The following is a 13,001-nucleotide window of genomic DNA, read 5'->3' as shown; positions in this document are numbered from 1 at the left end:
GTCAGCCGCCGGTGCGGCAGGTCGCGGAAGCTCCGCCGGTCACCACCTGACCGCGGGACGCGGGGCGCTGTCCGCCCTCATAATCGGCGCCGGTGATGGGCGGCGCGGCCGCCAGCGCCGCCCGTTCCTCCTCGGTGAACACGCGGCCGCGGCTCAGGAACCGCACCCCGTCGGGGGCCTCCAGGCTGAAGCCACCGCCGCGGCCCGGCACCACGTCGATCACCAGCTGCGTGTGTTTCCACGCCTGGTACTGCGGGCCCGAGATCCACACCGGCACCCCGTCGGCGCCCACGTCCAGCACGCCGAGCAGCACATCGCGGTCGCCGACCAGGAAGTCGCCGCGGGGATAGCACATCGGCGACGACCCGTCGCAGCAGCCGCCGGACTGATGGAACATCACGGGGCCGTGCCGCTCCTGCAGCGACGCCAGCAGCTCGGCGGCCGGCGCGGTCATCACCACCCCGGTGACCATCAGAAGAAGCCCTGCGCCTTCTCCGAATAGGACACCATGAGGTTCTTGGTCTGCTGGTAGTGGTCGAGCATCATCTTATGGTTCTCGCGGCCGATGCCGGACTGCTTGTAGCCGCCGAACGCGGCGTGCGCGGGATAGAGGTGGTAGCAGTTCACCCACACCCGGCCGGCTTGGATGTCGCGACCCGCCCGGTAAGCGGTGTTGCCGTCGCGGCTCCACACGCCCGCGCCGAGGCCGTAGAGGGTGTCGTTGGCGATCGAGATCGCGTCGTCGTAGTCGTCGAATGACGTGACCGTCACCACCGGCCCGAAGATCTCCTCCTGGAAGACCCGCATGCGGTTGGTGCCGGCGAAGATGGTGGGCTGCATGTAGTAGCCGCCGGACAGGTCGCCGCCGAGTTCGGCGCGCTCGCCGCCGGTGACGATCGTGGCGCCCTCGTCCTTGCCGATCTCGATGTAGGACAGGATCTTCTCAAGCTGGTCGTTGGAAGCCTGAGAACCCAGCATCGTCTCGCTGTCCAGGGGGTCGCCCTGCCGGACGGCCTTGGTGCGGATCGCGGCGAGCTCGAGGAACTCGTCGTAGATGTCGGCCTGAATCAGGCTGCGCGACGGGCACGTACACACCTCGCCCTGGTTGAGGGCGAACATGGTGAAGCCCTCGAGCGCCTTGTCCTGGAAGTCGTCGGCTCTGGCCAGCACGTCGGAGAAGAAGATGTTCGGGCTCTTGCCGCCCAGCTCCAGGGTGACCGGGATCAGGTTCTGCGACGCGTACTGCATGATCAGGCGCCCGGTGGTGGTCTCGCCGGTGAAGGCGATCTTGGCGATCCGGTTGCTCGACGCCAGTGGCTTGCCGGCCTCGGCCCCGAACCCGTTGACGACGTTGAGCACGCCGGCCGGAAGCAGGTCACCGATGAGCGACATCAGGTAGAGCACCGAGACCGGCGTCTGCTCAGCGGGTTTGAGCACCACCGCGTTGCCGGCGGCCAGCGCCGGGGCCATCTTCCAGGCGGCCATCAGGATCGGAAAGTTCCACGGGATGATCTGTCCGACGACGCCGAGGGGCTCGTGGAAGTGGTAGGCCACCGTGTCCTCGTCGATCTGGGACAGCGAGCCCTCCTGCGCCCGGATGGCGCCGGCGAAATAGCGGAAGTGGTCGGCGGCCAGCGGGATGTCGGCGGCCAAGGCCTCGCGGACCGGCTTGCCGTTGTCCCACACCTCGGCCACCGCGAGGGCGGCGGTGTTCTCCTCGATGCGGTCGGCGATCTTGTTCAGGATCGCCGCCCGCTCGGCCGGTGCGGTCTTGCCCCACGCCTTGGCCGCGCCGTGGGCGGCGTCCAGCGCCTTCTCCACGTCGGCCGCCTCCGAGCGGGCCACCTCGCAGAACGGCTGGCCGGTCACCGGGGTGGGGTTCTCGAAGTAGCGGCCGCCCACCGGCGCCACCCACTGGCCGCCGATGAAGTTCTCGTAGCGGGATTCATACGACATCAGCGCCCCGGCAGAGCCGGGACGTGCGAAAACGGTCATTCGCTCTCACCCCTCGTCCCTCGTGTAATACACCTCACAGTACCGCCGTTGGCCACAATGGGTCCCATGCCTTCGCTCTCCTCCGAGACTCCCGACGCCGCCCCCGGCGTAGCCGCGCCCGACGACCCGTACCTCTGGCTCGAGGAGGTCACCGACGAGCGGGCCCTGGACTGGGTGCGCGCGCGCAACGAGCCCACTCTGGCGCGATTCCGCGACGAGGAATTCGAACGGATGCGCGCCGAGGCGCTCGAGGTCCTCGACACCGACGCCCGCATTCCGTACGTGGTGCGCCGCGGGGACTACCTGTACAACTTCTGGCGCGACGCCACCAACCCCCGCGGCCTGTGGCGGCGCACCACGCTGGACAGCTACCGCGCCGCAACCCCCGACTGGGACGTGCTGATCGACGTCGACGCGTTGGGCCGGGCCGACGACGAAAAGTGGGTGTGGGCGGGGGCGGGGGTCATCGCCCCGGAATACACGCGGGCGCTCGTCGGCCTGTCGCGCGGCGGCTCGGACGCCTCGATCGTGCGCGAATTCGACATGCAGACACGGGATTTCGTCGCCGGCGGGTTCACGCTGCCGGAGGCCAAGTCGCAGATCACCTGGGCCGACCCCGACACGGTGTTCGTGGGCACCGACTTCGGGGCCGGGTCGCTGACGGAGTCGGGCTACCCGCGGGTGATCAAGCGGTGGCACCGGGGCACGCCGCTGGCCGACGCGGAGACGGTCTTCGAAGGCGACCGCGCCGACGTGCGCGTCGCGGTGTCGGTGGACCGCACGCCGGGTTTCGAACGCACCTTTCTGGCGCGGGCGGTCGACTTCTGGAACGAGCAGGTCTATGAGTTGCGCGGCGCGGAGCTCATTCGCATCGACGCGCCCACCGACGCCAGCGTGTCGGTCCACCGCAACTGGTTGCTGATCGAGCTGCGCACCGACTGGCTATTCGGATCCGCCAGCTACGCCGCGGGGTCCCTGCTGGCGGCGGACTACGACGAGTTTCTCGCCGGGACAGCGCAATTGAGCGTGGTGTTCGAGCCCGACGAGCACACCGCGTTGAATCATTACGCGTGGACGCGCGACCGTCTGCTCATGGTCACCCTCGCCGACGTGGCCAGCCGGGTCGAGATCGTCACGCCACCACCACGTGACGACCCGCAGCGCCCGGCTTCGCCGCCGCCCTGGCGACGTGAGCCGCTGGCCGGCATCCCGGAGGCGACCAACACCGTCGTCGTCACCGCCGACGACGACGGTGACGAGTTCTTCCTCGACTCCAGCGGATTCGTCACGCCCTCACGCCTGCTGCGCGGCACCGGCGACGGAGCCCTCGAGCAGGTCAAGTCCGCGCCGTCCTTTTTCGACGCCGAAAACCTGGCCGTCGCACAGCATTTCGCAACCTCTGACGACGGGACCAGGATTCCCTACTTCGTGGTGCGGCCCACCGACGCGGCCGGCCCCGGGCCCACCATGCTCTACGGCTACGGCGGCTTCGAGAACGCGAACACCCCCGCCTACAGCGGCGTGCTCGGCCGGTTGTGGCTGGCCCGGGGCGGCACCTACGTGCTGGCCAACATCCGCGGCGGCGGCGAGTACGGGCCGAACTGGCACACCCAGGCGATGCGGGAGGGCCGGCATAAGGTGGCCGAGGACTTCGCTGCCGTGGCAACGGATTTGGTGAGCCGCAACATCGCGACCGTCGACCAACTCGGCGCCCAGGGCGGCAGCAACGGCGGCTTGCTGATGGGCATCATGCTGACCCGGTACCCGGAGCTGTTCGGCGCGCTGGTGTGCAGCGTGCCGCTGCTGGACATGAGGCGCTACCACCTGTTGCTCGCCGGCGCCTCGTGGATGGCCGAGTACGGCGATCCGGACAACCCGGACGACTGGGCCTTCATCTCCGAATACTCGCCCTATCAGAACATTTCATCGGCGCGACGCTATCCGCCGCTGCTGATGACGACCTCCACCCGCGACGACCGGGTGCACCCGGGGCACGCCCGCAAGATGACCGCGGCGCTCGAGGCGGCGGGCCACCGGGTCTACTACTACGAGAACATCGAGGGCGGCCACGCCGGCGCGGCCGACAACGAACAGGCCGCGTTCAAGTCCGCCCTGACCTACTCGTTCCTGTGGCGCATGCTCGCGCCTGGCAGTGACGACCGGCGCCGATAGACTCGCGACGTGTCCGCGACCGATCGCATCGAACTGACCCTGCTGGCCACTGGGCTGATCTTCATCCTGGCCGGGGCGGCGCAGGCCCGGTACCGCTTCGTCAAGCACCGCCGCGCCGGCCGGCGGTTCTACTGGGTGACGTCGGCGATCGGCATCGTCAGTTTCGCGGCCGGGACCGGCAGGCTGTGGCCCAACGCGGTGGTCGTGGCGGTGATCTTCTCCGCGATCGTCGCCGTCTCGGCCTATCTGACCACGCCGTACCTCAAGATCGGTGACCGCATCTACGCCTCGTCGCCGGAAAACCAGCAGCCCGACGAGTAAGGCTGCTGGACAGCGCGGCGCCCAGCGGCTTCGCTGGGACCATGACATCGCCCGGCGTCGCGCCCGAGTTCCAGACGTTGCTGTACACGACGGCCGGACCGGTCGCCACGATCACGCTGAACCGCCCGGAGCAGCTCAACACCATCGTCCCGCCGATGCCCGACGAGATCGAGGCGGCGGTGGGCCTGGCGGAGCGGGACCCGGCGATCAAGGTCATCGTGCTGCGCGGCGCCGGCCGGGCGTTCTCCGGTGGTTACGACTTCGGCGGCGGATTTCAGCACTGGGGCGAGGCCATGATGACCGACGGCCAGTGGGACCCCGGCAAGGACTTCGCCATGGTCACCGCCCGCGAGACTGCGCCCACGAGCAAGTTCATGGCGATCTGGCGGGCGTCCAAGCCGGTGATCGCTCAGGTGCACGGCTGGTGCGTCGGCGGGGCCAGCGACTACGCGCTGTGCGCCGACCTGGTGATCGCGAGCGAGGACGCCGTGATCGGCACCCCGTACGCGCGGATGTGGGGTGCCTATCTCACCGGCATGTGGCTCTACCGGCTGAGCCTGGCCAAGGCAAAGTGGCACTCGCTGACCGGCCGGCCGCTCACCGGCGTACAGGCCGCCGAGATCGAGCTGATCAACGAGGCGGTGCCGTTCGAGCGGCTGGAGGCCCGGGTCGCCGAGATCGCGGCCGAGCTGGCGCAGATCCCGCTGTCCCAGTTGCGGGCGCAGAAGCTGATCGTCAACCAGGCCTACGAGAACATGGGCCTGGCCTCCACGCAGACGCTGGGCGGCATCCTCGACGGGCTGATGCGCAACACCCCCGACGCCCTCGAGTTCATCCGCACGGCGCGCGACCAGGGCGTGCGCGCGGCGATCGAGCGCCGCGACGGGCCGTTCGGCGATTACAGCCAGGCCCCGCCGGAGCTGCGGCCGGACCCGTCGCACGTCATCGTCCCTGATGGCAAGTGATAATGAGCTCTGCTACAAATTTCTTCACCGCCGTGCAAAAAGTGTTACCGTTTGAATATGTCTCGGCTGAGTTCTCGCTTGCGTGCAGGTGCGGTTTTCCTCGCTCTCGGGGTGGCCGCTGTGACGTTCCCGAAGACCGCGGTAGCGGATTCCACGGAGGACTTCCCGGTCCCCCGTCGCATGATCAACACCACCTGCGACGCCGAGCAGTACATGGCGGCCGCGCGGGACACCAGCCCGGTGTACTACCAGCGCTACATGATCGACTACAACAACCACCCGAACGTGCAGCAGGCCACCCAGGACAAGGTGCACTGGTTCTTCTCGATGTCGCCGGCCGACCGCAGGCAGTACTCGGAGAACTTCTACAACGGTGACCCGCTGACCTTCGCGTGGGTCAACCACATGAAGCTGTTCTTCAACAACAAGGGCGTGGTGGCCAAGGCCACCGACGTGTGCAACCAGTACCCGCCCGGCGACATGTCGGTGTGGAGCTGGGCCTGAGCCCCCACAGTTATCTCGCCGGTAGCAGCGCCTAAGGCGCCGCTACCGGCGATTTTTTTACACCTGAGCCGTCGCGCGGCGTGCCGGGCGGCCCGCCAGACCGGCGGCCGTCACCGGGCACGCGCCGAGAGCTCCGCCCGCGGCGATCAGCGCGGCTGCACCAATCCGCCCGCCGGGTGCTCCTCGACGTTCTTCAGCAGCAGCTCCCGCACGGCGGGTCGCGGCCCGTACGGTCGCAGCATGGTGCTGGCCGGCCGCGGACGCACGTGCTGCGGCCACCAGAACCAGCGCCCGAGCAAGGCGGCCAGCGACGGCGTCATGAACGACCGCACGATCAAGGTGTCGAACAGCAGGCCCAGCGCGATCGTCGTGCCCACCTGGGCCATCACCAGCAGCGGGCTGAACATGAACGTGGCCATGGTGGCGGCGAACACCAAACCGGCCGACGTCACCACCGAGCCGGAACCGGCTATCGCGCGGATCGTGCCGGTTCTGAGCCCGGCGTGGATTTCCTCCTTGAACCGCGAGATCAACAACAGGTTGTAGTCGGAGCCGACCGCCAGCAGCAAGATGATCGCCATCGCCAGCACCATCCAGTGCAGCTTGATACCCAGGATGTACTGCCACACCAGCACCGAGAGGCCGAACGAGGCGCCCAATGACAACAGCACCGTGCCGACGATCACGAAGGCCGCCACGACGCTTCGGGTGATCACCAACATGATGATGAAGATCAGCGTGGCTGCGGAGATGCCGGCGATGATCAGGTCGATGTCGGAACCGTCGTGCATGTCCTTGTACGTCGCGGCGGTGCCGCCGAGGTAGACCTTGGCGCCCTCCCAGGGCGTGCCCTTGATCGCCTCGTGCACGGCCTGCTTGATCGGTTCGATGTGGCTGATGCCTTCCGGAGTCGCCGGGTCACCCTCGTGAGAGATGATCAACCGGACCGCGTGCCCGTCCGGCGAGATGAACTGCTTGAGACCCCGCGCGAAGTCCGGGCTCTTGAACGCCTCCGGCGGAAGGTAGAACGTGTCGTCGTTCTTGGCCTTGTCGAACGCGTCGCCTTGGGCGGTGGCGTTGTCGGCCTGCGCCTTCGCCTGGTCGTTGAGGCCGTTGGTGATCGCGTAGTTCGACATCACGGTGTCGAGGTTGCGCTGCTGGCTCTCGATCTGCGGCGGGATCAGCGCCACCAACTTCGGCTGGATCTGATCCAGCTTGTCCAGGTTCGCGCTGAGGTTCACGATGTTCTGCGCCACCTGGTCGATGCCGTCGAGCGCGTTGAACACCGACCGCAGCGCCCAGCACGCCGGGATGTCGTAACAGTGCTTCTCCCAGTAGAAGAAGCTGCGGATCGGCCGGAAGAAGTCGTCGAAGTTGGCGATGTCGTCGCGCAGCGCCTCGGTGATCTGCACGGTTTCCTTGGTGAGCCTGGTGGTCTCGTGCGTGGTGTTGCTCAGATCCTGGGTGACCTGCATCTGCTCGTGCAGCGTGGCCATCGTCTTCTTGAGCTCGTCCGCCTGCTTCAGCAGGTTTTGCGCCTGCTCTTCCTGATAGTGCTGGGTCTGGAGCCGGCCGGCCGATTGCGCACCCATCTGGAACCCGAGGGTGCTGTGGTCGAGCGGCGTGCCCAACGGTCGGGTGATGGTCTGCACCCGGCCGATGCCGGGGATGTGGAAGACCGCCTTGGCGACCTTGTCCAAGACGATGAAGTCGGCCGGGTTGCGCAGGTCGTGGTCGGTCTCGATCATCAGCAGCTCGGGGTTGAGCCGGGCCTGATCGAAGTGCCGGTCGGCGGCGGCATAGCCGATGTTGGCCGGGGTGTCCGCCGGCAGGAAGTGGCGGGTGTCGTAGTCCGTCTTGTAGCCGGGCAGCGCGAGCAGGCCGACCAGGGCCGCGGCGATGGTCACCGCGAGAACGGGTGCGGGCCACCGGACGATGGCGGTGCCGATGCGGCGCCAGCCCCGCGTCTGCAGCTTGCGCTTCGGGTCCAGCAGCTTGAAGAACGACGCCACGGTCAGGACCGCCGGCGCCAGCGTCAAGGCCGCGAGGACCGCGACCAGCATGCCGACGGCGCACGGGACGCCCAGGGACGAGAAGTAGGGCAACCGGCAGAAGCTCAGGCAGTACATCGCGCCGGCGATGGTCAGCCCCGACCCCAGCACGACGTGGGCCGTGCTGTGGAACATGGTGTAGAACGCTTGTTCGCGCGTCTCGCCCAGACCGCGGGCCTCGTGGTAGCGGCCGACCACGAAGATCGCGTAGTCCGTTCCGGCCGCGATCGCCATCAGCACGAGCATGTTGTTGGCGAACGTCGACAGGCCCATGATGCCGTAGTTGCCGAGCGTCGCGACGACACCGCGGGCCGCGGCCAACTCGACGAAGACCATCAACAGCATGATCAAAACGGTGACGATCGAGCGGTAGACGAACAGCAGCATCACCACGATCACCAGGAAGGTGATCATGGTGACTACCGCGACGCCCTTCTCACCCGCGTGCGACTGGTCGGCGAACAGCGGGGCCGCCCCGGTGACGTAGGCCTTGATCCCCGGCGGCGCCGGCACCGAGTCCACGATCTTGCGGACGGCGTCGCTGGACTCGGCGGACATCCCGCCGCCCATGTTGCCGGCGAGGTACACCTGGACGTACGCGGCCTTCTGGTCGTGGCTTTGCGAACCCGCGGCGGTCAGCGGGTCGCTCCAGAAGTCCTGGACGTGCTGGACGTGCTTCTTGTCCTGCTCGAGTCGCTTGACGATCTCGTCGTAGTAGCGGTGCGCGTCGGCCCCCAGCGGCTTGTCGCCCTCGAGCAGGATCATCGCGGAGCTGTCGGAGTTGAACTCTTTGAACGTCGATCCAACCCGCATCATCGACTGGAACGACACCGCGTCCGTGGGGCTCTGCGACACCGAATGCTTCTTGGACACGACCTCCAGCTGCGGCGCCACGGTGTTGGTGACGAACACGATGCCCAACCACACCAGGACGATCGGCAGCGCGAGCCGGTGGATCATCCGCGGCAGGAACGGCGGGATCAGTGGCTGCTCGACGCGCGGCGCAGCCTCGACTGATTCGCTCATGCGGACTTGTCCAGGCAGTACACGAAGGCGTTCACCGTTTCGTTGGGGGGCGACTGATTCGGAGCCTTGATGACGTCACCGTGCCCGTCGTGGTTGTTGACGACGAATCGGCAGGCGATCCAGCTGCCGTCGCCTTGGGCCACCAGGTTTGCCGGGATGCCGGGCTTCGTTGAACTCAAGACTTTGCTCCAGGGCAAGGGCACGTTGAGCGCCTGCTGCGGGTGGGAGTTCTCGTCGAGGTAGTTGATGGTCGCCGTGCTGCCCGGCGCGCCCCAGACCTCGAGCGTGATGGTTTTGGCGTTGAACTGGTCGAGGACCTCGCCCGAGGTGCCACCCCCGAAGGAACCGCGGTGAACGCCGAAGACGCCGTGCAAGCGGTAGACGACGAACCCCGACAGCGCGACGACGGCGGCGATGGTGAGCACCAGCCAGAAGCGCGCGAAGAACCCCTTCTTCCTGGCGCGCCGCGGGGCGGCCTCATCGCCCTCCCCGCCGGCGGAGCCCTGCCTGCGCAGTGGCTCGGTCCTTGGCTCAGTGGTCGTCATGGGCGCTCCATGTCCTTGTGGTACGTCGTGGTGTTCATGGCTTCTCGGTGATGAGGCCGACGCACGTGGCGGTCAGCAGGCGAGTCAGAGCGGAGGCGAAATCCAAGTTCCACTCGGGCGGCACCACTTCCGGCTCCTCGGCGTAAACGTCGGTGAGGCGTTCTGGCGGGTTGGCGACCTGCCACAGCGTGGCCGCCAACGAGTATGCGGCCAGCAGGATGTCGAGCGCCCCCGAGCGGCCGAGTTCCGGCAGCCCGCTCTCGATGGCGTCGGCGAGCGAGAGCGTGGCGGCGGTGCTGATCCGTTTCACCTCGACCACCCGCTCGGCGTCCACCTCGTGTTCGAGGTGTAGGTGCAGGTTGGCCAACAGGTCACAGAACAGCGGGTCCGCGGCCAGCGCGTCGGCCAGCGTCTGGGCGATCAGCGACGGGGACTTCGCGCCGGGCTCGGCGAGCCTCTCCGACACGGTGTTCGACCACCGCACCCACCCCTCGGCGGACAGATGCAGCAGCACTTCCTTGTGCGAGGTGAAGTAACGGCGCACCGCCGAATAGTGAATCCCGGCGCGGCTGGCGACGGCGGTCAGGGTCACCGACGCGACACCCGTTTCCAGCGCCAGCGAACGCGCGGCCTCCACGAGGGCCTCCGCACGTTGGCGCTTTTTCTCCTCGGTGCGGGCGCGCTGGAACGTGAGTTGCGCCACCGGCCGAGCGTAACGCACATTGTGTGATTTGTATAACGCACAGCGCGTGATTTGTTACGGCTGACGGCGCGGTCGTCGCCAGTGGGTAAAGGTAGGAGCATGACCCGCCGATCCAGAAAGCAGCCATGCAGACCATCGCGTTGATCGGATTCCTCGGCGGCCTCATCACCGGGATCTCGCCGTGCATCCTGCCCGTGCTGCCGGTGATTCTGTTATCCGGCGCGAGCAGCTCCCGCGGCATCAGTTCGGCCGCCCGGCCGTACCTGGTGATCGCGGGTCTGGTGTGCAGCTTCTCGGTGGCCACCTTGATCGGCTCGGCGCTGCTGACCGCGCTGCACCTGCCGCAGGACGCCATCAGGTGGGCGGCCCTGGTGGTGCTGGTGCTGATCGGCCTGGGGTTGATCTTCCCGCCGCTGCAGCACCTCATCGAACGACCGTTCGCGTACCTGCCGCAGCGTCAGATCGGGCCCAATACAGACGGTTTCGGGCTGGGCCTGACGCTGGGCGCGCTGTATGTGCCCTGCGCCGGCCCGGTCCTCGCCGCGATCGTGGTCGCCGGCGGCACGCAATCGATCGGGGCCGGCGCGCTGGTGCTGACTGGCACCTTCGCGCTCGGCAACGCGGTGCCGCTGCTGGCGTTCGCGTTGGCGGGGCGGCGCGTCGCGGAACGCATCGCCGCGTTCCGCCGCCGCCAACGCGCGATCCAGATCGCCGGCGGCGTCATGATGGTCTTGCTGGCCGTCGCGCTGGTGTTCAACCTGCCGGCGATGCTGCAGCGCGCGGTTCCCGACTACACGACGGCGATGCAAAACAAGATCGGCGCCGACGACATCCAGCGCACGCTGAACTCCGGCCCGGCGACGCCGCCGCCGCCCGGGTCCAGCGGCCTGCAGCTGAGCGCGGGCGGGGTCAGCGTCAACGGCGCGCTGACCGATTGCATGGACGGCGCCACGCAGCTGCAGCAGTGCGGACCGGCACCGGCTATCGCCGGCATCTCCGGATGGCTCAACACCCCGGACGGCAAACCGCTGGATCCGGCGGCGGTGCGGGGCAAGGTGGTCCTGATCGACTTCTGGGCCTACTCGTGCATCAATTGCCAGCGCGCCATCCCGCACGTGGTCGACTGGTACAACCGCTACCGCGACAGCGGCTTCGTCGTCGTCGGGGTCCACACGCCCGAGTACGCGTTCGAGCGAGTCCTGTCCAACGTGGACAGCGGCGCCGCCGGGCTGCATATCGACTATCCCGTCGCGCTGGACAACGACTATGCGACATGGAACAACTTCTCCAACCTGTACTGGCCGGCCGAGTACCTGATCGACGCGAACGGCCAAGTGCGGCACACAAAGTTCGGCGAAGGCGACTACGACGGCACCGAGAAACTGATCCGCGATTTGCTGGTCGACGCCCATCCCGGTACCCAGTTGCCCTCGCCGGCCCACGCGCCTGACACCACCCCACAGACCCGGCTGACGCCGGAGACCTACCTGGGCGTGGAGCGGGCCGCGAACTACGGCGGCACCGGCGACTACAAGGCGGGCACCGCGGCGTTCGACTACCCGGCGTCGCTGCCGGGCGACAAGTTCGCGCTGCACGGCCGCTGGAAGCTCGACGACCAGGGCGCCACCGCGGACAGCGACGACGCCGCCATCCGGCTGAACTACACCGCCAAGGACGTCTACGCCGTCGTCGGGGGCACCGGCACCCTCACCGTGACGCGAGACGGGCAGACCACCACGACGCCGATCGGCGGGGCGCCCACCCTGCACCACATCGTCGCCGACGCCGGAGCGCACGGCGACCAGCTCGACATGCGGGTCAGCCCGGGTCTGCAGGTGTTCTCGTTCACCTTCGGCTAGCCGCCGGGACTCCTGACGAGGCCGGCGAGCACCGCGACCAGCACACCGGCCGCCGCCAGGGCCGCGCCCGCGACCAGCGTGACGTTCAGCCAGTGATGCGCGCCGGCCTCGGCGGTGCCGACCATCACCTCCGCGATGCGGCGCACGTCGCCGGTCGTGCGGTTCAGCGCGGCGCCGACGCGACGCCCGACGATCTCCAGGGCCGCCCACCCGGCCGCGCCGACCAGCAGCGCGCACACGCCCAGGCTGCTCAACGCCTTGCCGCGGCGCCGCGCGGCAAGGAGCGTCAGGGCCGCGCAGACCCCGGCCACCACCACCGCACCCACGCTCAGCCACGGTCCCCAGTCGGCCAGCGGGCTGAGCCGCCCCTGCCGCACCGACGGCGACGAAACCGTCACCGGCACGGTCAATTTCGCCGGCACGGCGACGTTGTGGCGGCGCAGCAGCGGTTGGATGGAGCTGTCGTTGAGCATCGGGGCGACGTCGATCGCCAACTGCTCACCGCCCGACCCGGGCTCGCCGAACAACCAGCCGTGCACCTCGCGATTGGCCTGCGCGAACAGCGGCGGGAAGGCCGGACTCGCCGTGAAGGCGCGGGCGGCGTCGCGGACCTGCGAGGCGTCGACCGGGTACTGCGATCCACCGTGCGCGGCGATGAGACCCATTGCGCGCGTGGTGAGTTCAGCCGCGATGGCGGACTGCAGCGACGGGTCAGCTGCCGCGCGTCGGGCCAGTGCCGCGTAACCGTCGGCGTCGACGACGTTGAGCTGAAGCCAGGCCGCGGGTATCGCGACCGTCAACGCCAGCGCGGTGGCCAGCCACAACACCGCCCTGGACAACGCGGCCGCGAATCGCACGCT

At 68.3% G+C, this 13,001-nt stretch carries 11 protein-coding genes; 5 read left to right on the top strand and 6 right to left on the bottom strand.

What is annotated here, in order from left to right; all coding sequences use genetic code 11:
* Position 1 precedes the first annotated feature (1 nt).
* Together A5700_RS22660 and A5700_RS22655 are read right to left on the bottom strand one after the other, a co-directional pair.
* Positions 2 to 472 carry a DUF779 domain-containing protein gene (locus tag A5700_RS22660; RefSeq protein WP_068205039.1) on the bottom strand — a complete coding sequence of 157 codons (471 nt, stop codon included), beginning with the start codon at positions 470 to 472 and terminating at the stop codon, positions 2 to 4.
* Positions 472 to 1,995 (bottom strand): aldehyde dehydrogenase family protein, encoded by a 1,524-nt coding sequence (locus tag A5700_RS22655; protein WP_068073556.1) that lies wholly within the window; start codon positions 1,993 to 1,995, stop codon positions 472 to 474. The genes A5700_RS22660 and A5700_RS22655 overlap by 1 nt, the downstream gene beginning before the upstream one ends.
* A 66-nt stretch (positions 1,996 to 2,061) precedes the next feature.
* On the opposite strand from A5700_RS22655, the gene A5700_RS22650 reads away from it, so the two are divergent.
* Genes A5700_RS22650 through A5700_RS22635 form a run of 4 tightly spaced genes read left to right on the top strand, consistent with a single transcriptional unit; the run spans position 2,062 to position 5,957 of the window.
* Positions 2,062 to 4,167 carry a prolyl oligopeptidase family protein gene (locus A5700_RS22650; protein WP_068073555.1) on the top strand — a complete coding sequence of 702 codons (2,106 nt, stop codon included), beginning with the start codon at positions 2,062 to 2,064 and terminating at the stop codon, positions 4,165 to 4,167.
* A gap of 9 nt (positions 4,168 to 4,176) precedes the next feature.
* Positions 4,177 to 4,488: a hypothetical protein gene (locus tag A5700_RS22645; RefSeq protein ID WP_068073553.1), complete on the top strand. Its 312-nt coding sequence runs from the start codon at positions 4,177 to 4,179 to the stop codon at positions 4,486 to 4,488.
* A 41-nt stretch (positions 4,489 to 4,529) separates the two neighbouring features.
* The gene (locus tag A5700_RS22640) at positions 4,530 to 5,453 is read left to right on the top strand and encodes a crotonase/enoyl-CoA hydratase family protein (RefSeq protein ID WP_068073552.1); all 924 of its coding nucleotides are present in this window, start codon (positions 4,530 to 4,532) and stop codon (positions 5,451 to 5,453) included.
* Positions 5,454 to 5,510: 57 nt separating this feature from the next.
* Positions 5,511 to 5,957 carry a DUF5078 domain-containing protein gene (locus A5700_RS22635; RefSeq protein WP_068073550.1) on the top strand — a complete coding sequence of 149 codons (447 nt, stop codon included), beginning with the start codon at positions 5,511 to 5,513 and terminating at the stop codon, positions 5,955 to 5,957.
* A 146-nt stretch (positions 5,958 to 6,103) separates the two neighbouring features.
* Here the strand turns inward: A5700_RS22635 and A5700_RS22630 are convergent, their stop codons facing one another.
* From A5700_RS22630 to A5700_RS22620, 3 genes are read right to left on the bottom strand one after another with little or no spacing between them, the layout of a single operon-like run.
* Positions 6,104 to 9,034 carry an RND family transporter gene (locus A5700_RS22630; RefSeq protein WP_068073548.1) on the bottom strand — a complete coding sequence of 977 codons (2,931 nt, stop codon included), beginning with the start codon at positions 9,032 to 9,034 and terminating at the stop codon, positions 6,104 to 6,106.
* Positions 9,031 to 9,579, bottom strand: coding sequence for an MmpS family transport accessory protein (locus A5700_RS22625; RefSeq protein WP_068073547.1), 549 nt, complete (start codon positions 9,577 to 9,579; stop codon positions 9,031 to 9,033). The genes A5700_RS22630 and A5700_RS22625 overlap by 4 nt, the downstream gene beginning before the upstream one ends.
* 34 nt (positions 9,580 to 9,613) lie before the next feature.
* The gene (locus A5700_RS22620; RefSeq protein WP_156671382.1) at positions 9,614 to 10,300 is read right to left on the bottom strand and encodes a TetR family transcriptional regulator; all 687 of its coding nucleotides are present in this window, start codon (positions 10,298 to 10,300) and stop codon (positions 9,614 to 9,616) included.
* 107 nt (positions 10,301 to 10,407) lie between these two features.
* On the opposite strand from A5700_RS22620, the gene A5700_RS22615 reads away from it, so the two are divergent.
* Positions 10,408 to 12,141: a cytochrome c biogenesis protein DipZ gene (locus A5700_RS22615; RefSeq protein ID WP_068073544.1), complete on the top strand. Its 1,734-nt coding sequence runs from the start codon at positions 10,408 to 10,410 to the stop codon at positions 12,139 to 12,141.
* Here A5700_RS22615 and A5700_RS22610 read toward each other — a convergent pair.
* Positions 12,138 to 12,998, bottom strand: coding sequence for a hypothetical protein (locus A5700_RS22610; protein WP_068073542.1), 861 nt, complete (start codon positions 12,996 to 12,998; stop codon positions 12,138 to 12,140). The genes A5700_RS22615 and A5700_RS22610 overlap by 4 nt on opposite strands.
* Between the last annotated feature and the right edge of the window lie 3 nt (positions 12,999 to 13,001).

Source organism: Mycobacterium sp. E1214 (genome assembly GCF_001666755.1).
Taxonomy (GTDB): domain Bacteria; phylum Actinomycetota; class Actinomycetes; order Mycobacteriales; family Mycobacteriaceae; genus Mycobacterium.
The sequence above is the reverse complement of the archived record's forward strand: the minus strand, read 5'-3'. Positions and strand labels throughout refer to the sequence as shown.

What these genes read in the sequence shown, in the direction of transcription:
- A5700_RS22660 (WP_068205039.1), bottom strand. Translation starts at nt 472, where the DNA reads ATGGTCACCGGGGTGGTGATGACCGCGCCGGCCGCCGAGCTGCTGGCG.
- A5700_RS22655 (WP_068073556.1), bottom strand. Translation starts at nt 1,995, where the DNA reads ATGACCGTTTTCGCACGTCCCGGCTCTGCCGGGGCGCTGATGTCGTAT.
- A5700_RS22650 (WP_068073555.1), top strand. Translation starts at nt 2,062, where the DNA reads ATGCCTTCGCTCTCCTCCGAGACTCCCGACGCCGCCCCCGGCGTAGCC.
- A5700_RS22640 (WP_068073552.1), top strand. Translation starts at nt 4,530, where the DNA reads ATGACATCGCCCGGCGTCGCGCCCGAGTTCCAGACGTTGCTGTACACG.
- A5700_RS22635 (WP_068073550.1), top strand. Translation starts at nt 5,511, where the DNA reads ATGTCTCGGCTGAGTTCTCGCTTGCGTGCAGGTGCGGTTTTCCTCGCT.
- A5700_RS22630 (WP_068073548.1), bottom strand. Translation starts at nt 9,034, where the DNA reads ATGAGCGAATCAGTCGAGGCTGCGCCGCGCGTCGAGCAGCCACTGATC.
- A5700_RS22625 (WP_068073547.1), bottom strand. Translation starts at nt 9,579, where the DNA reads ATGACGACCACTGAGCCAAGGACCGAGCCACTGCGCAGGCAGGGCTCC.
- A5700_RS22615 (WP_068073544.1), top strand. Translation starts at nt 10,408, where the DNA reads ATGCAGACCATCGCGTTGATCGGATTCCTCGGCGGCCTCATCACCGGG.